This is a genomic window from Kitasatospora sp. NPDC008115 (assembly GCF_042957205.1).
Taxonomy (GTDB): Bacteria; Actinomycetota; Actinomycetes; order Streptomycetales; family Streptomycetaceae; genus Kitasatospora.
The window spans coordinates 1-23675 of sequence record NZ_JBIBHU010000045.1; the positions used below are offsets into that span (position 1 = coordinate 1).

General features: G+C 75.5%; 10 protein-coding genes. 5 read left to right on the forward strand and 5 right to left on the reverse strand.

From position 1 onward, the window contains the following. The 4 genes from ACFZBX_RS34975 to ACFZBX_RS34990 form a co-directional block, all read right to left on the reverse strand. A partial coding sequence (locus ACFZBX_RS34975) for a type I polyketide synthase (RefSeq protein ID WP_391537845.1) occupies positions 1–9342 on the reverse strand: 9342 nt, incomplete at its 3' end. Between the two features lie 120 nt (positions 9343–9462). Further along, the gene (locus ACFZBX_RS34980) at positions 9463–11343 is read right to left on the reverse strand and encodes an anthranilate synthase family protein (RefSeq protein ID WP_391537846.1); all 1881 of its coding nucleotides are present in this window, start codon (positions 11341–11343) and stop codon (positions 9463–9465) included. Continuing rightward, entirely contained in the window at positions 11340–12017 is a 678-nt protein-coding gene (locus tag ACFZBX_RS34985; RefSeq protein ID WP_391537847.1) for an isochorismatase family protein, read from the reverse strand. The genes ACFZBX_RS34980 and ACFZBX_RS34985 overlap by 4 nt, the downstream gene beginning before the upstream one ends. Positions 12018–12086: 69 nt before the next feature. After that, a complete protein-coding gene (locus ACFZBX_RS34990) occupies positions 12087–13268 on the reverse strand; it encodes a 3-deoxy-7-phosphoheptulonate synthase (RefSeq protein WP_391537848.1) in 1182 nt (393 codons plus the stop codon). 532 nt (positions 13269–13800) lie between these two features. On the opposite strand from ACFZBX_RS34990, the gene ACFZBX_RS34995 reads away from it, so the two are divergent. The 5 genes from ACFZBX_RS34995 to ACFZBX_RS35015 all read left to right on the forward strand — a co-directional run bounded on the left by ACFZBX_RS34995 (position 13801) and on the right by ACFZBX_RS35015 (position 22546). Next, positions 13801–14937: an acyl-CoA dehydrogenase family protein gene (locus ACFZBX_RS34995; protein ID WP_391537849.1), complete on the forward strand. Its 1137-nt coding sequence runs from the start codon at positions 13801–13803 to the stop codon at positions 14935–14937. Further along, entirely contained in the window at positions 14934–16424 is a 1491-nt protein-coding gene (locus tag ACFZBX_RS35000; protein ID WP_391537850.1) for an amino acid adenylation domain-containing protein, read from the forward strand. The genes ACFZBX_RS34995 and ACFZBX_RS35000 overlap by 4 nt, the downstream gene beginning before the upstream one ends. Before the next feature lie 3 nt (positions 16425–16427). Then, positions 16428–16730 carry an acyl carrier protein gene (locus ACFZBX_RS35005; RefSeq protein WP_380762447.1) on the forward strand — a complete coding sequence of 101 codons (303 nt, stop codon included), beginning with the start codon at positions 16428–16430 and terminating at the stop codon, positions 16728–16730. A gap of 38 nt (positions 16731–16768) precedes the next feature. Beyond that, on the forward strand, positions 16769–17332 hold the full coding sequence (locus ACFZBX_RS35010; protein ID WP_391537851.1) for a DUF1579 family protein: 564 nt from the start codon (positions 16769–16771) through the stop codon (positions 17330–17332). A gap of 117 nt (positions 17333–17449) precedes the next feature. Next, the gene (locus ACFZBX_RS35015) at positions 17450–22546 is read left to right on the forward strand and encodes a beta-ketoacyl synthase N-terminal-like domain-containing protein (RefSeq protein WP_391537852.1); all 5097 of its coding nucleotides are present in this window, start codon (positions 17450–17452) and stop codon (positions 22544–22546) included. Between the two features lie 96 nt (positions 22547–22642). Here ACFZBX_RS35015 and ACFZBX_RS35020 read toward each other — a convergent pair whose 3' ends face one another. After that, positions 22643–23413 (reverse strand): 2,3-dihydro-2,3-dihydroxybenzoate dehydrogenase, encoded by a 771-nt coding sequence (locus tag ACFZBX_RS35020; protein WP_391537853.1) that lies wholly within the window; start codon positions 23411–23413, stop codon positions 22643–22645. Between the last annotated feature and the right edge of the window lie 262 nt (positions 23414–23675).

A 23675-nucleotide genomic window follows, 5' to 3' on the forward strand; every position in this document is an offset into this window, starting at 1 on the left:
GCGGATCAGGCCCCAGACGGTGGAGGCGGCCAGGTCGGTGACGTCGGCCCGCGGGCCCTGTCCGGCCGCGACCGCGCCCCGGGTGAGGACGATCAGCGGCGTCGACTCCAGGCGGGGTTCGGCGATCCACGCCTGCACCGTCGCCAGCAGGTCGGCCGCCAGGGTGTGCGCGGCCGCGGCCACGTCCTCCACCGTCTCCGGCGAGGCGATCGGCAGAACGCCGTACGCGGGGACGGGCGCGCCGGCGTCCAGCGCCGCCGCCAGCCCGGCCGGATCGGCGTGGGCCGAGGCCTCGGCGATGCCGTCCGCGACGCCGAGCGGGTCGGGGCCGAGCACGGTCAACGTCCCTGCCAACGAGGCCTGGAGGGCGTCGTCCGCCCCGGCCGGGACCCAGTCCATGGTGAACAGCGCGTCCGCCCCGGGCGACACGGCGGCCAGCTGGGTGGGATCGGCGCGGCGCACCCGCAGCGCCTCCACCAGCAGCACCGGCTCACCGGCCGCGTCGGCGGCGGCGATCCGCACGGTGTCCTCGCCCGTGCTGCGCAGCCGGACCCGCAGCAGGCCGGCTCCGGTGGCGAGCAGCGACACGCCGTTCCAGGAGAACGGCAGCCAGACGCCCTCCTGGGCGAAGCCGTCGTCGAACTGCTGGGCGTGCAGGGCGGCGTCCAGCAGCGCCGGGTGCAGGCCGAAGCGGGCCGCGTCCTCCGCCGCCGCCTCCGGCAGCGCCACCTCGGCGTACAGCTCGCCGTCCGCGCCGCGCCAGACCTTCCGCAGGCCCTGGAAGACCGGGCCGTAGTCGTACCCGCGCTCGGCGAGCGTCTCGTACGGGGCCGCCATCTCCACCGGCTCCGCGCCGATCGGCGGCCACACGCGCAGCGCCGCGAGGTCCGCGTCCCCGGCGTGCGAACGCGACTCCGGGGCGGCGAGGGTGGCTTGGGCGTGGCGGGTCCAGGTGGTGTGGGTGGTGGTGTGGGGGCGGGAGTAGATGGTGGTGTTGCGGCAGCCGTCCGGGTCGGGGGCGTCGATGACGACCTGGAGGTCCAGCGCGCCGGTGGCGGGCAGGAGGAGGGGGGCCTGGACGAGGAGTTCCTTGACGCCGGCGCTGGTGGTGTGGTCGGCGGCGTGGAGGGCGAGGTCGAGGAACGCCGTGCCGGGCAGGAGGGGGGTGCCGGTGACGGCGTGGTCGGCGAGCCAGGGGTGGGTGGCCAGGGACAGGGTGCCCGACAGGATCGCGGCGTCGCCGGAGGCGACGTCGACGGCGGCGGCGAGCAGGCCGTGCTCGACGGTGTCCAGGCCCACCGTGGCGAGGTCGCCGCCGGTGCGGGGGGTGAAGTCGAGCCAGAAGCGGGTGTGGTCGAACGCGTACGTCGGCAACTCGACGCCCGGCGCGGTGCCGGTGCCGAGGATGGGTGACCAGTCGAGGTCGAGGCCGGCACTCCAGGCGGTGGCCGCGCCGAGCGCGAAGCGGCGCAGGCCGCCCTCGTCACGGCGCAGGGTCCCGGTGACGGTGACGTGCGCCCCGTCCGCGCCGTGGGCGTCGACGGTCTCGCTGATACCGGCGGCCAGCACGGGGTGGGCGCTGGACTCGATGAACACGGTGTGGCCGTCGTTCAGGAGCGCGGTGGTCGCGTCCTGGAAACGGACGGGGCTGCGCAGGTTGTCCAGCCAGTACCGGGCGTCCATCCCCGAACCGTCGATCACGCTCGCGGTCAGCGTGGAGTAGATCGGCGTGTGCCCGGCGCGCGGGCTGATGTCCGCGAGATCGGCGAGCACCCGCTCGGCGATCGCCTCCACGTGCGGGGTGTGGGAGGCGTAGTCGACGGGGATGCGCCTGATCCGCACACCCGTGTTCTCGCAGTACGCGACGAACTCCTCGGCCGCGGCGACGTCGCCGGCCACGACGGTGGAGGCGGGGCCGTTCACGGCCGCCACCCACAACCGGCCCTCGAACCCTTCGAGGTGGCCGTTGACGGCGTCCAGGCCGGTGGCGAGGGAGAGCATCGCGCCCTGCCCCGCCAGGGCGGTGATCGCCGCCGAGCGTGCGACGACGACACGCACCGCGTCCTCGACGCTCAGCGCGCCGGCGACGCACGCCGCGGCGATCTCGCCCTGCGAGTGCCCGACCACGGCCGCCGCCCGCACCCCTAGTGACTCCCACATGCGGGCCAGGCCCACCATCACCGTGAACATCACCGGCTGGACCACGTCCACCCGCTCGAACGACGGCGCACCCGGCACACCGCGCAGCACGTCCAGGACCGACCAGCCCGCCAGGCGCTCGACCACCGCCGAGCACTCCGCCACCGACTTCGCGAACACCGGCGAGGCGTCCAGCAGTTCCACGCCCATGCGCTCCCACTGCCAGCCCTGGCCCGGGAACACCAGCACCGGCCGCGCCGTCGCACCGACCGCACCCGTCACGGCGTTGCCCGCGACCTCACCCCCGGCCGCGAACGCCGAAAGACCCGCCAGGAGTTCGGCACCATCGGCACCGACCACCGCCAGACGGTGACCCAGCACCGGCTTCGCCGCCAACGCCCGACCCACCACACCGGCCTCGACACCCGCACCCGCGAACTCCGCCAACCTGGCCGCCTGCGCCCGCAGACCACCCGCACTCCCACCCGACACCAACCACGCCGTCACCCCGGCGTCCGGCTCCTCGGCCGTCGCCTCGACGGGGGCCTCCGCTACGGGGGCCTCCTCCACGATCACGTGTGCATTGGTGCCGCTCGCCCCGAAGGAGGAGACGCCGGCCCGACGCGTGCGCTCACCGCGCGGCCACGCCACCGGCTCGGTCAGCAACGACACCGCGCCCACCGACCAGTCCACGAACGGCGACGGCTCGTCCACGTGCAGCGTCCGCGGCAACTCCTCCCGCTGCAACGCCATCACCATCTTGATCACCCCGCCGACACCGGCGGCCGCGACCGAGTGGCCCATGTTGGACTTCATCGACCCCAGCCAGAGCGGGCGCTCCTGCTCCCGCTCCTGCCCGTAGGTGGCGAGCAGCGCCTGCGCCTCGATCGGGTCGCCCAGCTTGGTGCCCGTGCCGTGCGCCTCCACGGCGTCGACGTCCCGGGCCGCGAGGCCCGCGTCCGCCAGCGCCGCCCGGATCACCCGCTGCTGCGACGGGCCGTTGGGCGCCGTCAGGCCGCTGCTGGCACCGTCCTGGTTGATGGCGCTGCCGCGCACCACACCCAGCACCCGATGGCCCAACCGCCGCGCGTCCGACAGCCGTTCGAGGGCGATCAGGCCCACGCCCTCGGCCCAGGTCGTGCCGTCCGCGCCTGCGGCGAAGGACTTGCAGCGGCCGTCCGCCGCCAGCGCCCGCTGCCGGGAGAACTCCGTGAACGCGCCCGGCCGGGACAGCACCGTGACGCCGCCGGCGAGGGCGAGTTCGCACTCGCCCTGGCGCAGGGACTGGACGGCCAGGTGCAGGGCGACCAGCGAGGACGAGCAGGCGGTGTCGACCGTCACGGCCGGCCCCTCGAACCCGAAGGAGTACGAGACCCGCCCGGACAGCACGGCGGAGCTGTTGCCGGTGAAGGCGTAGCCCTCCAGGTGGTCCGGCACGTCGGGCATGTCGCAGACGTAGGAGGAAGGACCGGCGCCCATGAAGACGCCGGTGCGGTGCCCCTTCATCCCGAGGGGGTCGAGCCCGGCGCGCTCCAGCGCCTCCCAGGACGCCTCCAGCACCAGGCGCTGCTGCGGGTCCATCGCCAGCGCCTCGCGCGGCGAGATCCCGAAGAACTCCGCGTCGAAACCCGCCACGTCGTCCAGGAACCCGCCCCGGCGCGTGTAGGACTTCCAGGACTGCTCCGGGTCCGGGTCGTAGAGGTCCTCCGGCCAGCCCCGGTCGGTCGGGAACTCCGAGGTCGCGTCGACGCCCTCGGCGACCATCTGCCACAGCTGCTCGGGCGTGCCGACGCCGCCCGGGTAGCGGCAGGCCATGCCGACCACCGCGATCGGGTCGTTGGCCAGGACCGTGGCGGACGGCGTCCGCGGCGCCGGCTCCTGGTCGGAGCCCAGCACCTGCTCCTCGACGAAGCGGGCGAGGTCGGCCGGGGTCGGGTAGTCGAAGATCAGGGTGGTGGGCAGCTGGAGGCCGGTGGCGGCGGAGAGCCGGTTGCGCAGCTCCACGGCGCTCAGCGAGTCCACGCCGGCCTCCATGAAGCGCAGCGACTCGTCGACGCGCGCGGCCGAGTCGTGGCCGAGCACCGTCGCGGCGTGACCGCGCACCAGGTCCAGGACGAACCGGGTCCGGTCGGCCTTGGGCAGGGCGACCAGGCGGCGGGCCAGCGAGCGGCCCGCGCCGTCACCGGCCGCCGCGGCCCGCTTGGCGGAGCCGCGGACCAGCGCGCGCCACATCGGCGAGAGCACGCCGGCCATGGCGCGCTCGCGCAGCACGGAGGTGTCGACCCGGGTGCCGACGACGGTGGCCGCGTCCAGGGTCAGCGCGGCATCGAGGACGGCGAGGCCCTCCTCGGCGGTGAGCGGGACGGCGCCGTCGCGGGTCGCCCTGGCCGGCTCGGCCTCGGCGGGCCGCGCGTCCTCGGTGGTGGTCGTCGCGGTGGTCCAGGCGCCCCAGGCGACGCAGAGCGCGTGCCGCCCCCGGCCGCGGCGGCGGTGGGCGAGGCCGTCCAGGAAGGCGCTCGCGGCGGCGAGTCCGGCGTAGCCGGCGCCGCCGAAGACGCCGGCGGCCGAGGCCGAGAGGACGAACGCGGCGAGCGGGAGCTCGCGGGTCAGCGCGTCCAGGTGGACGGCGCCGGTGAGCCAGCCGTCGAGCGCCTCGTCGAGCTGCGGCCCGGTCAGCGTCTCCAGCATCGCGCTGTCCGGGACGCCGGCGGCGTGGACCACCGTGGTCAGCGGGTGCGCGGCGGGGACGGCGGCCAGCAGTTCGGCGAGGGCCGCCCGGTCGGTCGGGTCGCAGGCGGCGACGGTGACCTCGGCGCCCAGGCCGGCCAGTTCGTCGCGCAGCCCGTCCATGGCGGGGTCGGCGCCGGGGCCGGTGGTGAGGACCAGGTGGCGCAGCTGGTGCCGCTCCACCAGGTGGCGGGTCAGCAGCCGGCCCTGGCGGGAGGCCGCCCCGGTGATCAGGGCCGTGCCGTCGGTGTCGAGGCCGGTGGTGCCGGCCGGGGCAGGCCGGGTCCTCGCCGCGCGCGGGATCAGCAGCAGGCCGTCGCGCTGGGCGAGTTGGGGCTCGTCGGTGGCGGCCACCCGGGCCAGCAGGTCCGGCCAGTCGGGGGTGCCGGACGCCGGGTCGGTGTCCAGCAGGACGAAGCGGTCGGGGTACTCGCTCTGCGCGCCCCGGACCAGGCCCCAGGCCGTGGCGGCGGCGAGGTCCTCGACGGACGCCGGACCGTCCGCGTCCGCGGGGACGGCGGGGACGGCGCCACGGGTGGCGACGATCAACGGGACGTGCTCCAGCCGGGGTTCGGCCAGCCAGTCCTGGACGGTGCCCAGCAGCGAGACGGCCAGCAGGCGGGCGGCCCCGGCGGGGTCGGCCTCGTCGGCGGCGCTGCCGCAGGTCAGCAGGCCGTAGGCGGGCGTCTCGGCGCCGGCGTCGAGGGCTGCCGCCAGGGCGGCCACGTCCGGGTGGCGGCGGGCGCCGGGCAGCTCGCCGTGACCGGACGGCGGGACCGGGCCGAGCACCGCGACCGACGGCGGCTCGGCGGCGGGCTCGACGGCGGCCGGGATCCACTCCACCGTGAAGAGGGTGTCCGGCGCGGCGCCGTCGGCGGCGAGGCGGCCGAGGTCCAGCGGGCGCAGCCGCACCTCTTCGGCCAGCAGCACCGGCTCGCCGGCCGCGTCGGCCGCGCTGAGCCGCAGGGTGTCCTCGCCGGTGGCGCGCAGCCGCACCCGCAGGGCGGCGGCGCCGGTGGCGAACAGCGAGACGCCCTGCCAGGAGTAGGGCAGGCCCTCGGCGAAGGCGTCGTCGAGCCGCTGGGCGTGCAGGGCGGCGTCCAGCAGGGCGGGGTGCAGGACGAACCGGTCGGCGTCGCCGGTCACCGGCTCCGGCAGCGCGACCTCGGCGTACAGCTCGCCGTCGGCGCCGCGCCAGAGGGCCGTCAGCCCCTGGAAGACGGGGCCGTGGCCGTGGCCGGTGGCGGCGAAGGTCTCGTAGGCGTCGGTCACCGCGACCGGTGTGGCGTCCGCGGGCGGCCAGTCCCGCAGCGGGGCGAAGTCCGCATCCTCGGCGCGCGGCCGCGCCTGCTCGGGCTCGACGGTGGCCTGCGCGTGGCGGGTCCAGATGCCGCCGGCCCCGTCCTCGCCCTGCGGGCGGGAGTACACCCCGGCCTGGCGGCGGCCGTCGGCGTCGGGGGCCTCGACCACGACCTGGAGGTCGACGCCGCCGGTGGCGGGGATCAACAGCGGGGCCTGGACGGCGAGTTCCGTGATCCGTCCGCAGCCGGCCTGCTCACCGGCCCGGAGCACCAGGTCCACGAAGGCGGCGTCCGGGAGCAGGGCCCGGCCGGCCGCGGTGTGGTCGGCGAGCCAGGGCTGGGCCGTCCGGGCCAGCCGGCCGGACAGCATCAGCGAACCGGAGGAGGCCAGTTCGGCCGCGACCGCGACCAGGCCGTGCTCGACGCCGGCCAGGCCAACCCCGGCGAGGTCGCCGCCGCGGTGGGTGGAGCGGTCGAGCCAGTAACGGGTGTGGTCGAAGGCGTAGGTCGGCAGCTCGGGCAGCGCGCCACCCGTGCCCAGCACCCGCGTCCAGTCCACGTCCAGACCGGTGGTCCAGGCCTGGGCCAGGGCCGTCAGCAACGAACGCGCCTCCGGACGGTCGGTACGCGTCAACGGCACCAGCGCCACACTCTCACCCGACAGGCACTGCGCCGCCATCGCCGTCAGCACACCACGCGGACCCACCTCGACGAACGCCCCGACACCCTGCTCACGCGCGAACCGCACCGCGTCCGCGAACCGCACCGGACGGCGCACCTGCTCCACCCAGTACTCCGGCGAGCACCACTGCTCCGCCCCCACACCACGCCCGGCCACCGTCGACACCAACGCCAACTCCGGCCGCCGGAACGTCAGACCTTCGGCGACCGCCCGGAACTCCGCCAGCATCGGCTCCATCCGGAAGGAGTGGAACGCGTGCGAGACCCGCAACCCCTTCGTCCGCACCCCCTCCCCACCCCACACCGCCGCCAGCTCCGCCAGCGCGTCCAGATCACCGGACACCACCGTCGCCCCCGGACCGTTGACGGCCGCGACCTCGGCCCGGCCCGCGAACGCGGCCAGCCTCGCCACCACCTCCGCTTCCGGGGCCTCCACCGACAGCATCCCGCCGCCCTCCGGCAGCGCCTCCATCAGCCGGCCACGCGCCGCCACCAGCGCACACGCGTCCTTCAGATCCAGCACACCCGCCACATGCGCGGCCGCCAGCTCACCGATCGAATGCCCCACCAACAGGTCGGGACGCAGCCCGCACGACTCCACCAACCGGAACAGCGCCACCTCGAACGCGAACAACGCCGCCTGCGTGAACACCGTCCGATCCAGCAACGCCGCCTCGGCCGAACCCTCCCCCCCGAACATCACCTCCCGCAACGAACGCCCCAACAACCCGTCGAGATGACCGCAGGCCTCGTCCAGCGCCGCCGCGAACACCGGCGCCACCGCATACAACTCCCGCCCCATCCCCGGACGCTGAGCACCCTGACCCGAGAACAGGAACGCCGTCCCCGCCTCGGCGGCCACCTGGCCGACCACCACACCGCCGGCCAGTACGCCCGTCTCGGCGAAGCCCGACAGGCCGGCCAGCAGCTCCGCACGGTCGCCACCGATCACGGCGAGCCGGTGGCGCAGCCCGTCACGCTCGGCCAACGCCCGGGCGAGCGGCGCGAGTTCGTCCTCGGAGCGGTCGTCGGCGAACTCCAGCAGCCGGGTCGCCTGGCTCCGCAGGCCGCCCGCGCTGCCGCCGGAGAGCAGCAGCGGCAGCGCTCCGGTCACGGCCGGGGCGACGGCGTCCGCGGGCTCCGCCGGGGGCTCCTCGGCGGGGGCCTCCTCGACGATCACGTGCGCGTTGGTGCCGCTCACCCCGAAGGAGGAGACGCCGGCCCGCCGTGCCCGCTCACCGCGCGGCCACGCCACCGGCTCGGTCAGCAGCGACACCGCGCCCGCCGACCAGTCCACGAACGGGGTCGGCTCGTCGACGTTCAGGGTGCGCGGCAGCTCCTCCTGCTGGAGGGCCATCACCATCTTGATCACACCGCCGACGCCGGAGGCGGACTGGGTGTGCCCGATGTTGGACTTCAGGGAGCCGGTGAGCAGCGGGCGCTCGCGGTCCTGACCGTAGGCGGCGATCAGCGCCTGCGCCTCGATCGGGTCACCGAGCCTGGTGCCCGTGCCGTGCGCCTCCACCGCGTCGACCTCGGCCGCCGACAGGCCCGCGTTGGCGAGCGCCGCCCGGATCACCCGCTGCTGCGAGGGGCCGTTGGGCGCGGCCAGGCCGCTGCTCGCGCCGTCCTGGTTCACCGCCGAGCCGCGCACCACGGCGAGCACCCCGTGGCCCAGCCGCTTGGCGTCCGAGAGCCGCTCCAGGGCCAGCAGGCCCACGCCCTCGCCCCAGCCGGTGCCGTCCGCCCCGGCCGCGAACGGCTTGCAGCGACCGTCGGGGGCGAGACCCCGCTGCCGGGAGAACTCGACGAAGGGGGCGGGGCTGGCGAGCAGGGTGACACCGCCGGCGAGCGCGAGTTCGCACTCGCCCTGGCGCAGCGCCTGGACGGCCAGGTGCAGGGCGACCAGCGAGGAGGAGCACGCGGTGTCCACCGTCACCGCCGGGCCCTCGAACCCGAAGGAGTACGACACCCGCCCGGACAGCACGCTGGCGAGGTTGCCGGTGAGGGTGTAGCCCTCCACCACCTCCGGCACCCGCTCCAGGTCGGGGACGTACGTCGAGGTCGCGGCCCCGACGAAGACGCCCGTCCGGCTGCCGCGCAGCGCGGAGGGCTTCAGCCCGGCGCGCTCCATCAGCTCCCAGGAGACCTCCAGCAGCAGCCGCTGCTGCGGGTCCATGGCCAGCGCCTCACGCGGCGAGATCCCGAAGAACTCCGCGTCGAAGCCCGCCGCGCCCTCCAGGAAGCCGCCGCGGCGGGCGTAGGACTTGCCGGACCGCTCCGGGTCCGGGTCGTAGAGGTCCTCCGGCCAGCCCCGGTCGGCCGGGAACTCCGAGGTGGCGTCCACGCCCTCGGCGACCAGCTCCCACAGCTCCTCCGGCGACCCCACCCCGCCCGGGTAGCGGCAGGCCATGCCCACCACCGCGACCGGCTCCAGCAGACCGGCCTCGACCTCGTTCAGGCGACGGCGGGTCTTCTGCAGTTCCGCGGTCACGCGCCGAAGGTACTCAACGGTCTTCTGCTCGTCCGCCTTCGAGACGTCCGCCATCGGGATCAGTCCAGCCTTTCGTGGGTGGTGCGCGGTGGTGAGAGGTGGGGAGGGCGAGGGGCCCCGCTAGATCAGGAGCAGTTCCCTGACGGCGTTGCCGAGGATCCGGACGCCTCCGGGGGACAGCACGGACTCGGCGTGGAACTGCAGGGAGGCGAAGTGCGGCCCGCGCAGGGCGTACACCTCGCCGGTCGCGGCGTCACGGCTGACCTCAATCGTCCCGACGCCCGGGCAGTCGACCTTGTCGCTCCCGCTGACGGCGGCGAAGGTGTTGTAGAAGCCGACCCGCTCGCGGTCGCCGAACAGGTCGATCTCGCGCTGGAGCCCCTGGTTGACCACGGCGCAGCGGGCCACCTCCAGGCCCAGTTCGCGGCTGAGCGTCTGGTGGCTGAGGCAGACGGCGAGGAAGGGCCGCCGCTCCTCCAGCAGGTCCCGGACGGTGCGGCGCAGATGGGCGATCTTGGCGCTGCGGTCGTCGTTGGGGTCGCCGGGGCCGGGGCCCATGACCACCAGGTCGTGGCCGTCGAAGCTGTAGGGCTCGTCGAAGCGGCGGACCGTCACGGCCAGTCCGAGCGAGGCGAGCTGGTGGTGCAGCATCGCGGTGAAGGTGTCCTCGGCGTCGATCACCAGCGCGGTCCGGCCGGCCAGTTCGCGCTCGGCGCCGTCCCGCTCGTCGCCGGGGGTGAGCCAGAACGGCGCGATGCCGGTGTTGCGGGCGGCCAGGGCGGCGCGGATCTCCGGGTCGTCGGCGAGGCTGGTGCCCGCACCGAGGACGGCGAGCAGCCCGGCGGCCTTGGCCCTGGTCTCGGCGACCTCGCCGTAGGGGTCGGAGTGGCGCACCAGGGTGGCGCCGGTGCCGATCCTGGCCCGGCCGGTGCGGTCGATGTCGGCGGTGCGGATCAGGATGGCGGAGTCGAGCGCGGTGCGGCCGAGTTCGTCGTGGCCGATGAGCGCGACCACCCCGCTGTAGTAGCCGCGGCCCTCGGGCTCGTGGCGGCGGATGACCCGGCAGGCGCTCTCCACCGGGCTGCCGGTGACGGTGGGGGCGAACATGGTCTCGCGCAGGATGTCCCGGGCGTCCCGGTCGGTGCGGCCGGTGATGAAGTACTCGGTGTGCGCGAGGCGGGCCATCTCCCGCAGGTGGGGGCCCGTGACGTGGCCGCCGCGGTCGCAGATCCGGGCCATCATCTTGAGCTCCTCGTCCAGCACCATGTAGAGCTCCTCGGTCTCCTTGCGGTCGGCGATGAAGTCCTTCACGCCGGCCGCGGTGGGCCCGGAGGGCGGGTACCGGTAGGTGCCGCTGATGGGGTTCATCACGGCGACGCCCCCGTGCACGCTGATCTGCCGTTCGGGCGTGGCGCCGACCAGGGTGCGCTCGCCGGTGTGCACGACGAAGGTCCAGTAGGCGCCGGACTCGCGGGCCATCAGGCGGCGGAAGACGACCAGCGCGGCGGCCGGGGTGTAGTCGGTGATGTCGACCACGAAGGACCGCCGGATCACGAAGTTGGCGCCCGCGCCGGTGCCGATCTCGGTGTCGATGACGGTCCGCACGATCCGCGCGTACTCGTCGTCGCCCACGTCGAAGTGCCCGCCGTCGAGCCGCAGCGGGACGTCGGGGAGGAGCGGGAGGACCTCGGCGACCGGCAGCACGGCGTGCTCGCGCACCGTCATGGCGAGCAGCGGGGTGCCGTCGTCGGTGCACTCGTAGCCGCGTTCGGCGACCTGCCGGTAGGGGATCAGCGCGAGCACCTGGTGGGCCGCCCGGCCGGGCTCCGGCGGGCCGTCCGGGACGGGCAGCCCGGCCAGGGTGTCGCAGCGGGTGACCGGGCCGGTGAACAGGTCGAGCCGGTCGGGGCCGGTCGCCTCGGGCCGGTGGATCAGGGCGAAGGGCGGCGGCTGGTCGGCGAGCAGCCGCCCGATCAGTTCTCTGGCGGGGAGGGTGGTCACGCCCGGCCTCCCGTCGCCACGGCCGGCTCCCGGCCGGCGCCGTCGAGGGCGCCCAGGACCTCCGCCGCGGTGACCACCATGGCGCAGCGCCCGGCCGCGTACTCCAGGGCCATCCGGTGGTGGGACTCGGAGAAGTCGGCGACCGCGTCGGCGACCAGGAAGGTCCGGATGTCGTGGGAGTAGGCCTCGATCGCGGTGGTCAGGACGCCGACGTGGGCGTACACCCCGCACAGGACCAGCTGGTCGCGGCCCTCGGCGCGCATGCGCTCCAGCAGGTCGGTGCGGAAGAACGCGCTGTAGCGCCACTTGGTGAGGTGCCAGTCGCCGGCCGCGGGAGCCACCTCGGGGTGCACCTCGCGGTCGGCCTCCTCCCGGGTCATGCCCGGGCCCCAGAAGTCGTTCAGCAGCCCGCGCTCCTGCTCGGTCATCGAGCCCGGCTGCGCGGTGTAGGCGACCGGCATCCCCTGCCCGGCGCACCGCTCGCGCAGCAGCGCGGTGTTGGCCACCAGTTCGGTGCGGGGGCTGCCGGCCGGGAACGCCGCCAGGAAGAACCGCTGCATGTCGTGGATGAGCAGTACGGCCCGGTCCGGGTCGACGGACCATCCGACGGTGTTCCCGGGCAGGTCGTCCCGCGTCGGCATGGGGTACGGCGTGATGGGAGGTATCCCTGGCATGGTCCTGCTTCCTCTTCTGGGTTCGCGTGGGCCTCTTCCGGGTCTCCGGGAACGGCCGGCGGCTCTCGGCTAGGAGCGCCAGGCCGCGACCACGGCGGCGGACTGGGCGGGGTTCAGTCGGGGGTCGCACAGGCTGGTGTACTTCTCGCCGACCTGGTCGGCGTGCGAGGCGTCGGCCACGCACTCGGTGACCGCGTCCGCGGTGATCTCCAGGTGCAGGCCGCCCGGCACGCCGTTGGCCGCCGTCACCGCGCTCTGGAACTGCTCGACCTCCCAGAGCACCGACTCCACGTAGCGGGTCTTGAGCCCCTCGGGGGTGCGGACGGTGTTGCCGTGCATCGGGTCGCACAGCCAGATGACGGGGTGCCCGGCGGCGCGCACCGCGTCCACCAGCCCGGGCAGCCGCTCGGCCACGGCCCGCGCGCCCATCCGGGAGATCAGGGTGAGCCGGCCGGGCTCGCGGTGGGGGTCGAGCGCCGCGCAGAGCGCGACCAGCTCCTGCGCCGTCATCTCCGGGCCCACCTTGCAGGCCACCGGGTTGGTCACGGCGGCCAGCAGCGCGACATGGGCGCCGTCGAGCCGGTTGGTGCGGTTGCCGATCCACGGCCAGTGCGTGGAGGAGAGGTGCAGCCGTCCGTCGTCGTCGCGGCGCAGCAGCGGCACCTCCCAGTCCAGCAACAGGGCCTCGTGGCTGGTCCACACGTACGGCGCCCGCCGCCAGTCGCGCTCCGGGCCCAGCCAGCCCAGGTGGCCGAGGACCCGGGTCGCGGCCCGGTGGCAGTCGAGCATCCGACCCGGGTCGGCCCGGCGCAGCGCCGGGTCGGGTTCCGGTCCGTTGACCATGTGGCCGCGGTAGACGGGCAGTTCGGCGCCCCCGACGGTCTCGGTCGGCTGCGAGCGCGGCTTGGTGTACTGCCCGGCGATCCGGCCGACCCGCACCACGGGCTTGTCGGTGCGCATCCGCATGGTGCCGGCCAGCACGTCGAGCAGGCCCGCCTTGCGGGCCACGTAGTCCGCGGTCGACTCCGCCGGGTCCTCGGCGCAGTCACCGGCCTGGACGACGTGGGCCCGCCCGGCCGCCACCTCGGCGAGCAGCTCGCGGAGCCCGGCGGTGTCGGCGGGCGACACCAGCCCCGGGGACGTCGCGAGCTCCTCGCGCACCAGCCGCAGTCGCTCGCGGTCGTCCCAGTCGGGCTGTTGTCCCGCCGGTCTCCCTTCGAGGAAAGCGTTCGTGTCGATGCCCAGTTGCATGCCGGCCACTCCTCAGCACTTTGACGGCGGTTCTGGGTCGAGTCGGTTCCCGATGACGCCGGGGGAAGGCGAGGCGCACCGCCGTGCGGTCCGCCGGCTCCCGGTGCGCCGGGTCGCCTGGCCGCGCCCGGGGCGCGGGGCCGCGCCCGCTGCCGGGCTGTCCACCCGTACGGGCCCCACCACGCGTCGTCGCACCATCCTGGGCCGAAGGTCCCACCCCTCGGAACCCCTAGAACCGCGAGGTCAAGGGGGCGGGCGGCGCTAAGGGGAGACCCTTAGCGGGGCAGGTCCGGGGCACCGCCGGTGCCCGAGTCAGGGTCGGTTTCTAGGGGGTGACACCCCTCCGGGCCCTGATTAGCGTGGTCCCGGCCAGGGCGGCGGGCAGCGCGAACGCGGCGGTGCGCGGGCTGCCCATCTGTGCTCTCCGACCGGTCTCCCGCGGACTCGCCGCGGGGACCCCGCCGGTCGCCTCCGACCGGTTCCCGATCCGGGGGCAACGGACCAACTCCTGACGACAGGGCACGAAATCGCTATGGACTTTGGACTCTCCACGGCGCAGCGCGAGCGCTGCGACCGCATCCTCCAGGAAGTGGGCGCCCACTGGGCCGGGCGGCGGCCGGCCGGCGATCCGGAGCAGACCCGGGCGGACTTCAGGACCGCGGGCAAGCTCGGGCTGACCGGTCTGTGCCTGCCCGCCGGGACGGGCGGCGGCGCGCTCGGCGCGCTCGACACCGCACTGGCCCTGGAGGCCTTCGGCCGGGCCTGCCCGGACACCGGCCTGGCCTTCGCGGTCGCCGCGCACCTGCTGGCCTGCGCCGTCCCGGTCCGGGACTTCGCCTCCGAGGAGGTCCGGGACGAGCTGCTCAGGGGGCTGGCGAGCGGGGAGCTGGTCGCCTCCAACGCGATGACCGAGGACGGGGCCGGCTCCGACATCGGCAACATCGCGGTGACGGCGGAGCCCACCGGCGACGGCTACCTGCTGAACGGCGAGAAGTCCTGGGCCAGCAACGCCCCGATCGCGAACCTGGTCGTCACCTACGCCGTCACCGACCCCAGGGCCGGCTTCCTCGGCCAGTCGGCCTTCGCGGTGCCGGCCGACCTGCCCGGGATCACCCTGGGCGAGCCGCTGCCCAAGATGGGCCTGGCCGGCTGCCCGGCCGGGCGGATCCGGTTCGAGAACTGCCATGTGCCGGCCCGCTACCTGCTGGGCGAGGAGGGGCAGGGGGCGACGATCTTCCAGCACTCGATGGCCTGGGAGCGGGCCTGCCTGTTCGGCATCTACCTCGGACTGATGGACCGTCAGCTCGCCGACTGCGTGCGGTGGGCGGGCGAGCGCAAGCAGTTCGGCCAGCCGATCGGCCGCTTCCAGGCCGTCTCCCACCGGATCGCCGCGATGGACCAGCGGCTGGAGGCGGCCCGGCTGCTGCTGTACCGGGCCTGCTGGCTGCTCGACCAGGACGAGGACGACGTCAGCGCGGTCGCCCGCTCCAAGGTCGCGGTCTCCGAGGCCGCGGTGGCCAACTCCCTGGACGCGCTCCAGCTCCACGGCGGCCTCGGCTACCTCGCCGGCGGCGCCGAGGAGCAGCTGCGCGACACCGTCCCCAGCACCCTGTTCTCGGGCACCACCGAGATCCAGCGGGAGCTCATCGCGAAGCAGTTGGGACTATGACACTCCATCAGCTGGTGATCGACTCCGCGGTCAAGCACCCCGACCGCCCCGCGGTGGTGACCGCGGACACCACCCTCGGCTACCGGGAGCTGGACCGCGCCGCCGACGCGCTCGCCCACCGGCTGCGCGCCCGCGGGGTGGGGCGCGGCGACCGGGTGGTGCTCTGGGCCGACAAGTCGGCGCAGGTGGTGGTGGCGATGCAGGCGGTGCTGCGCCTGGGCGCCGCCTACGTCCCGGCCGACGGCTCGGCCCCGCTGGAGCGGGTCGCCGCGCTGGCCGAGGACTGTGCGGCGGCCGCCGTGCTGACCACCGCCGAGCGGCTCGACGGGCTGGCCGGGCGGCTTCCCGCCGCCATCGCCTGCCAGGACCTGGCGACGGCGGAGGCGGCCGGGCAGGACGCCGTGGAGCCGGTCAACACGCCGACGGGCCCGGACGACCTCGCCTACATCCTCTACACCTCCGGCTCGACCGGCGCGCCGAAGGGCGTGTGCATCAGCCACCGCAACGCGCTCGCCTTCGTGGAGTGGGCGGTCGACACGCTCGGCGCAGGCCCCGAGGACCGTTTCTCCAACCACGCGCCGTTCAACTTCGACCTGTCGGTGCTCGATCTGTACGCGGCCTTCGCGGCGGGCGCGGCCGTCCATCTGGTGCCCAGCGAACTCGCCTACGCACCCGAGCAGTTGGTGGAGTTCGTGCACCGGCACGGGATCACCGTGTGGTACTCGGTGCCGTCCGCGCTGATCCTCATGATGCGCGAGGGCGGACTGCTCGACGCGCCCGCCCCGGCGGCGCTGCGCGCGGTGCTGTTCGCCGGCGAGCCCTTCCCGATCCCGCACGTCCAGGCGCTGGCCGGCTGGACCCCCGCCCGGCTGCTCAACCTGTACGGGCCCACCGAGACCAATGTGTGCACCTACCGCGAGGTCGGGCCCGAGGACCTGCGGCGCGACCGCCCGGCCCCGATCGGCGCCGCCTGCTCCGGTGACCGGGCCTGGGCCCGGCGGGACGACGGCGGCACGGCCGGCCCGGGCGAGCAGGGCGAACTGTACGTCGAGGGCCCGACCGTGATGCTCGGCTACTGGGGCCGCCCCGCCCACCAGGGGCCCTACCCCACCGGCGACCTGGTCACCGTGCTGCCGGACGGCTCCTTCGACTACGTGGGCCGGCGCGACCACATGGTGAAGGTGCGCGGGCACCGGATCGAGCTGGGCGAGGTCGAGGCCGCGCTCACCGCGCACCCCGACGTCGTGGAGGCCGCCGCGCTGGTCGTCGGCAGCGGCATGGAGGCCCGGTTGGCCGCCTTCGTCGTCCCGGGGCCCGAGCGCCGGCCCGGCCTCCTGGAGCTGCGCCGGCACTGCGCCCAGCGCCTGCCCCGCTACATGCTCGCCGACGAGCTGCGCCTGACCGCGGAGCTGCCGCGCACCCGCAACGGAAAGATCGACCGCGGCGCGCTCGCCAGCGGGCTCCAGCCGCCCGACCGGAAGGACTGACCCATGACCGCTAGCGAGAGCCTCGACGAGCGCGCGGACGCCGCCGCCACCGGGACCGCGGAGAAGATCACCGCCTTCCTGCGCGAGCGCTTCCTCGACGGCGACCCCCACGGGGAGCTGGACGAGAACACCCCGCTGCTGGAACTGGGGGTGCTCAACTCCCTGCACACGGCGGTCCTGCTCACCCACGTCCGGACCGAACTGGGCGTGAAGGTGCCGTCCCGGGAGATCAACGCCAGGAACCTCAAGAACGTCCGCAGCATCGCCGCGATGATCGACAGGCTCGCCGCCGCGGCCGCCGCCTGACCGGACCATCCACCACCACCGACCGATTGGGAGCCCCCATGACCGAGACCACCACCGACGCCGCGCCGGCGCCGGTCACCGAGGCCGACGAGAAGCTCAACGACTACCTCGACAACCACCGGCCCACGGCCCGGCCGGTCAAGGAGAACAACGACCCGCCGGAGCAGCTCCACCAGCTCGACTTCCTGCTCGGCACGATGGTCACGCACTTCGACACCGGCGTGCGCATGGAGGCGGTGACCAAGCCGATCATGGGCGGTCACTACTACCAGATGGACCTCAAGGCGAGCTACCCCGACGGCTCGCCCAAGCTCGAAGGCAAGTGGATCATCGGCTGGAGCGCCCCCAACCAGCAGTTCGAGTCGTACTACGTCGACTCGATGGGCACCATGGGCGTCTCCTACTCCGAGGGCTGGCAGGACGGCCACCTGGAGTTCGTCGGCGACCACGTGATCGGCGAGGTCGGCGTGCGCACCCGCTCCAAGGACGCGTACACCGTCATCGACGCCACCCACTTCCGCCTGGACGCGTTCGTCGAGGTCGAGGGCGAGTGGAAGCTCTACGACATCCAGGACTGCCACGTCACGCCGCCCGCCGAGTAGTCGACCGGGTCACCGAGAGAACGAACGACCGGCCGGGTCGCCGGCCGTGCCCACCCACCGGGTGACGCACGGCCGGCGGCCCGGCACCGTCACTTCCCCAGAGGAGCCGGACGCGAGATGGCGGACGAAGAGAAGCTGCAGAAGTACCTCCGGAGGGCCACCGCCGAGCTGCAACAGCTGCGCGGCCGGCTGGCGGCGGAGGAGGCCAGGAACCACGAGCCGATCGCGATCGTCGGTCTCGGCTGCCGGTTCCCCGGCGGGGTGCGCTCCCCGGAGGACCTCTGGGAACTGCTGGAGTCGGGCGCCGACGTCGTCACCCCGCTGCCGACCGACCGGGGCTGGCAGCTCGCCGGGGCGATGCCGCACCTGCGCGGCGGGTTCCTGGCCGACGCCGACCGGTTCGACCCGGAGTTCTTCGGGATGGACGCCGCCGAGGCCGCGGCCCTGGACCCCCAGCAGCGGCTGCTGCTGCTGACCTGCTGGGAGGCGTTCGAGCGGGCCGGCATCGACCCGCTGTCCGCCAAGGAGAGCCGCACCGCCGTCTACGCCGGCCTGCAGTTCGCCGGCTACCCGCTGCTGCTGGGCGGCCCGCCGCCCGAGGAGCTGAAGGACTACATCGGCTTCGGCAGTTCGAGCGGCGCCGCGGCCGGCCGGGTCTCCTACCTGATGGGCCTGGTCGGCGGCGCGCTGGCGGTGGACACCCAGTGCACCTCGTCCCTGGTGGCGATCCACCTGGCCGTCAAGGCGCTGCGCAACGGCGAGGCCAACCTCGCGCTGGCTGGCGGGGCGCACGTGATGTCGCTGCCCGGCACGCTGCTGGAGTTCCACCGCAAGGGCACCACCGGCCCCAGCGGCCGCTCGCACTCGTTCTCCTCCTCCGCCGACGGCGTCAGCCTCTCCGAGGGCGCCGGCATGCTGCTGCTGGAGCGCCTGTCGGACGCCCGCCGCAACGGCCACCCGGTGCTGGCGGTGATCCGCGGCAGCGCGATCAACCAGGACGGCTCCACCAACGGCATGTTCGCGCCGCGCGGGCAGGCGCAGGAGCAGGTCATCCGGCAGGCGCTGGCCGACGGCCGGGTCGGCGCGGACAGCGTCGACGTGGTGGAGGGACACGGCGTCGGCGCGGTGCTGGGCGACGGCGTGGAGGCCCGGTCGGTCATCGCGACGTACGGCCGGGCGCACTCCCCCGAGAACCCGGTGCTGCTGGGCTCGGTGAAGTCCAACATCGGCCACACCCAGAGCGTCGGCGGGGTGGCCGGCATCGTGAAGATCATCATGGCGCTGCGCCACCAGCGGCTGCCCCGCACCATCCACGTCGAGCAGCCCACCCCGCACGCCGACTGGTCGGCCGGCACGGTGCGGCTGGCCACCGAGGAACAGCCCTGGCCGCGCGGCGAGCGGGTGCGCCGGGCGGGCGTCACCTGCCTGACCCTCAGCGGCACCAACACCCACATCGTCCTGGAGGAGGCGCCGCTCGACGAGCCGGCCGAGCGCGAGGGGAGCGCTCCCGCCGCCCGTCCGATCGCCTGGACCGTGTCGGCCCGGACCGCCGCCGCGCTGCGCGAGCAGGCGGCCCGGGTGCGCGCCGCCTGCGCCGGCACGGAACCGCTGGACACCGCGGTCGCCCTCGCCACCGCCCGCTCGGACTTCCGGCACCGCGCCGTGGTGCTCGCCCCGGACCGCGCGGGCCTGCTCGCCGGGCTGGACGCGATCGCCGCCGACACCACCGACGGACCGCTGCCGGCGGGCGTCTCGGTGCTGCGCGCGACCGCCGCCCCGAGCGGCCGCACGGCCCTGGTCTTCGCCGACTCCGGCCTCGAACACCCCGGTACGAGCGAGGAGTTGGCCGCCGCCTTCGCCCCCTACCGGGCGGCCCTGACGGAGGTCTGCGCCGAGCTCGACCGCGCGCTGGCCAAGGCCGGCGAGAGCGCCGACCCCCGGCCGCTGCGCGAACAGCTCGCGGACCCGGCCCACAGGTTCGCCTCCCCCCGGCTCGCCCGGGCGGGCCACTTCGCGCTGGCGATCGCCCTGCACCGCACGGTGGCGGAGTTCGGCATCGAGCCGGAGTACCTGACCGGGCTCGGCGTCGGCGAGGTCGCCGCCGCCCACGCGGCCGGCGCCCTCTCCCTGCCGGACGCCTGCGCGCTGGTCGTCGCCCTGCCCGTGCCCGGGGCCACCGCCGCCGACGCCGGCCGGCTCTGGGTGCAGGCCACCGCGGCCGAGCTGGCGCAGGACCCCGGCCTCACCGGCCCGGACGGCCGGCCGGAGGTCACCGCGCTGGACGAGCCCGGCGGCACCGTCGTGAGCGGCCCGCCGGAGCTGCTGGAGGCGCTCGCCGAGCGCTGGCACGCCCGGGGCCGGGCCACCGGGACGCCGCCGTCCGCGCGCACCCTGCCGCTCATCGGCGGCCCGTCCGCCGAGGCCGCCGCCCGGCTGTCCCGGGTCGTCGCCGCACTGGACCTCCAGGAGCCGTCCGTCCCCCTCGTCTCCGGCCTGACCGGCGAGGTCCTCACCCTGGAACGGCTGCGCGAGGACGCGTACTGGGCCGGCCACGCCCGGCGGCCCACCCGGCTGCTCGACGCCGGGCGCCGGCTGCGGGCCGAGGGCGTCACCCGGTTCCTGGACCTGGGCCCGGACGCCGCGCTGACCGCGCTGCTCCGCCGCGGCCTCGCCGCCTTCGGCGCGGCGCCCGGCCGGCCGCTGCTGCTGGTCGGCGCCCAGCCGGAGCGCCCGGCCGAGGACGCCGACGGCGGCCCGGGGGCCGCGCACGCCCTGCTGGCCGCCGTCGGCGCCCTGCACGCCGCAGGGGTGACGGTGCGCTGGGCCCCGGCCTTCGAGGGGCACCACGCCCGGCCGGTGGAGCTGCCGACCTACCCGTTCCAGACCCGCCGCTGCTGGCTGGTCCCGCCGGACCGGCCGGCCGGCGCCCCGCCCCGGCCGCCGCACCCGCTGCTGGGCACGCCGGTCGAACTGGCGGAGGGCAGCGGGCAGTGGTTCGGCGGGACCCTCGCCGGCCCGGCCGCCGCCGAGGCCGGCGGCGCCCTGCTCGCCCGGGTGCACGGCGGCCCGGCGCTGTCCGCGGCGGCGCTGGTGGACTGGGCGCTCGCCGCCGGTGCCCGGTCGCCGCGCGCCCTGTGGGAGGTGGAGCTGGACGCCGCGGCGACGCTGCCCGCCGAGGGGCCGCTGCGGTTGCAGACCCTGCGGGAGACCGGCGAGGACGGGCGGGCCCTGGTGCGCGGCTACGCCCACCTGGGCGGGCGCTGGGCCCGGCTGGTCAGTGCCACGGCCGGCGCGCCGGACGGCCCCGCCCCGGACCCGGGCCCCGCCCCGGACCTGGAGGGCCTGCGCGCCGGCCTCCGGACCCAGGACGTGGACGCCTGGTACGACCGGCTCTGGCGCGAGGGCGTCGAGACCGCCGCCGCGGCCACCGTCACCGAACTCCGGCAGAGCGGCGACGACCTCCTCGCCCGGCTGCGGCACGAGGGGACCGGCGACGGCCTCCAGCCGCTCCTGGAGGCGGCGTTCACCCTGGCCGCCGCCTTCCACGAGGGCCCGGCCACCCCCGTCGCCCTGGACCGCCTCACCGTCGCCGGCCCGCTGCCGGCCGAGGTGTGGGCGCACGTGCGGCACCGCGCCGACGGCTCGTTCACGCTCGCCCTGCTCTCCCCCGACGGCGCCCCGCTGGCGGCCGTCGAGGGCCTGCGGCTGCGGCCGGTCACCCCGGCCGAGGCCTCCGGACGGGCCACGACCGCCCTGCGCCACCACGCGCTCGGCTGGCAGCCGCTGCCGGCGGCCGCCGGACTCGCCACCATGGCCTCCCCCGAGGGCAGTTGGCTGGTCTTCGGCACCGACCCGGAGCAGGTGCGGAGCCGGCGTGCCCGGCTCGCCCTGGAGGGCGTCCCCGCCCTCGCCGTCCTCCCGGACGCCGGAGCCGCCGCGGGCGATCCGGAGACCCTGCTGGTCGCACCCGAACTCCCGGACTCGCTCGATCAGTTGTGGGCACAGCTGCGCCGCCGCGGGACCACCGTCGCGGGCCTGCTGCTGTACGGCCCGGACCCGGCGGGCGCGGGCGGCGAGCCGCTCGCGGAGGGCGAGGGGCGCTCCGCCCGGCACGGGTTCGCCTTCCTCCAGGGCTTCCTGCGCGAGTTCGCGGCCCAGCACCCCACGGTCGTGCTCTGCTCCACCGGGGCGCTGGCCCCCCGCTCCCCGGAGAACGCCGCGCCGCGCCCGGAGCAGTCGCTGCTCACCGCGCTGGCCCGGACCGTCACCTGGGAGCACCCGGGGCTGGCCTGCGTCCAGGTCGACCTGGAGCCGGGCGCCGCGGAGCCCGGCGCCGGCACCCTGGTGCGGCACGCGGTGGGTGTCGCGGGCTCCGGCCTGCTGGCCGTCCGCGGCGGGCGCTGGTACGAGGCCCGGCTCCAGGAGGGCCCGCTGCCCGGCGAGGACCAGGAGGGCGTCAAGATCCGTCCGGACGCCGGCTACCTGGTGGTGGGCGGCGACCCGGCGGAGGCCTCGGCGGTGGTCGGCTGGCTGGCCGGCCAGGGCGCCCGCGCGGTGGCCGTGGCCGGGCCCGAACCGGTCGCCGTCGACGACGAGCGGGTCGAACTCCTGCACATCGAGGGCGACTTCGGCGATCCGGCGGCCGTCGCCGCGCTGCTGGAGCGGGTCGACCGGGAGTTGCCGCCACTGCGGGGTGTCGTGCACCTCGCCGACCCGGCGCCGCGGGCCCCACTGGACGGCTGGGACTGGGCCGACTTCAGCACCGCCGTCGGCCGCGGCGTCCGGGGCCCCTGGCAGCTGCACCGGCAGACCTGGGGGCTGGACTTCCTGGTGTTCTCCAGCCCGGTCACCTCGCTGGCCGGCCACCCGGGCGAGGCGGTGGCCACCGCCGTCGACGCCTACCTGGAGGCGCTCGCCCACGAGCGGCGCCGACAGGGTCTGCCCGCACTGAGTGTCGCCTGGGGGCCCTGGCAGGAGGCCGGACAGCCCGCAACGGCAGCCCTGGCGGAGTCCGGGATCCACCCGGCACCCGCCGGCGCGGCCCTCGGCGCGCTCGGCCGGCTGCTGACCGGCTCCGCGCCGCGCGCCGGACTGGCCCGGGTCGACTGGGAGCGCCTGGTGCGCGCGGCCCGCCGCGGCCGGCCGTACGCGCCGCTGGAGGCGACGGACGCGGACGGCGACGAGAAGCCCGTCAGCTTCGGCCAGCGGGCCTGACGGAAAAGCCGTGGTGCCCCGCTCCGGGTCCGGAGCGGGGCACCACGGGCCGACGCGGGCCCGGCGGAACCAGCGGGCTCAGCCGGCTCGGCGGGCTCAGACCCCGAGGGTGGCGCCGCCGTCGACGGTCAGGTGCTGCATGGTGATGTGGCCGGCCTGGTCGGAGAGCAGGAAGAGCACCGCGTCGGCGATGTCCTCGGGAACCGCCAGTTTCCGCAGCGGAATTCCCGGCTTGTACGTGTCCAATTGCCCTTCGATGGTCTTCCGGGGCCCGTTCTCGTCCTGGAACATGCTCAGCAGCATCGGGGTTTCGGTGGAACCCGGCGCCACCACGTTGCAGCGGATACCGTGGCGGGCGACCTCCAGGCCCAGGCATTTGGTGAACGCCAGCGCGGCGGCCTTCGACGCCGCGTAAGCCGACATGTCCGCGCGGGCCGTTCCGGCCGCGTTGGAGGCGATGGTGACCACCGCCCCGGAATGACGCGGAATCATCCGGTTGACCACCGCGCGGGACATCAGGAAAACACCCGTGGTGTTGACCGCGAAGGTGTCCCGCCAGTCCTCGTCCGACAGCGAGCAGGCCGCCCCGAGGCGGAGCACGCCGGCCGCGTTGACCAGGTGCTCCACCGGGCCCAGCCGCCGCTCCACCTCGTCGACGACCTCCTCCACCTGGTCGGCCCGGCTGACATCGGCCGGGAACGGATAGACCTTCAGGCCGTCCGTCGCCAATTCCCCGGCGGCCTCCTCCAGCGCCTGCCCGTCACGGTCGACGGCGGCCACCACAATGCCTTCCGCGGCCAGCCGCCGCGTCACCGCCGCGCCGATTCCCCGGGCCGCGCCCGTCACCACCGCAACCCCGCCACGCATCACAGCGAACCCCTTCCGGGATACCCGCGGCAGCCGCGGGATCTGTTTCCACTTCACGGTCTTTCCGTTTTCCGGTCAGCCTCCCAAGGCGTGCCCCGCACCGGCACCCTTAGCCGCCCCCTAAACGGCGTCGCGGCGCCGCAATAGGGGCCGGTAGGGGATCACGGGGAACGCGTCGGTCCGTAGCATCGGAGGGCCGCCGTCCGCGCCCCGGCCTTTCCCCGTTTCCCCGCCCGCGACGTCCCGGATTCGCCCCGGATTC

Bases quoted from the DNA above. Each gene is read 5' to 3' on its own strand.
- ACFZBX_RS34995 (WP_391537849.1), top strand. From the start codon at position 13,801: ATGGACTTTGGACTCTCCACGGCGCAGCGCGAGCGCTGCGACCGCATC.
- ACFZBX_RS35010 (WP_391537851.1), top strand. From the start codon at position 16,769: ATGACCGAGACCACCACCGACGCCGCGCCGGCGCCGGTCACCGAGGCC.
- ACFZBX_RS35020 (WP_391537853.1), bottom strand. From the start codon at position 23,413: ATGCGTGGCGGGGTTGCGGTGGTGACGGGCGCGGCCCGGGGAATCGGC.
- ACFZBX_RS34985 (WP_391537847.1), bottom strand. From the start codon at position 12,017: ATGCCAGGGATACCTCCCATCACGCCGTACCCCATGCCGACGCGGGAC.
- ACFZBX_RS35000 (WP_391537850.1), top strand. From the start codon at position 14,934: ATGACACTCCATCAGCTGGTGATCGACTCCGCGGTCAAGCACCCCGAC.
- ACFZBX_RS35005 (WP_380762447.1), top strand. From the start codon at position 16,428: ATGACCGCTAGCGAGAGCCTCGACGAGCGCGCGGACGCCGCCGCCACC.
- ACFZBX_RS35015 (WP_391537852.1), top strand. From the start codon at position 17,450: ATGGCGGACGAAGAGAAGCTGCAGAAGTACCTCCGGAGGGCCACCGCC.
- ACFZBX_RS34990 (WP_391537848.1), bottom strand. From the start codon at position 13,268: ATGCAACTGGGCATCGACACGAACGCTTTCCTCGAAGGGAGACCGGCG.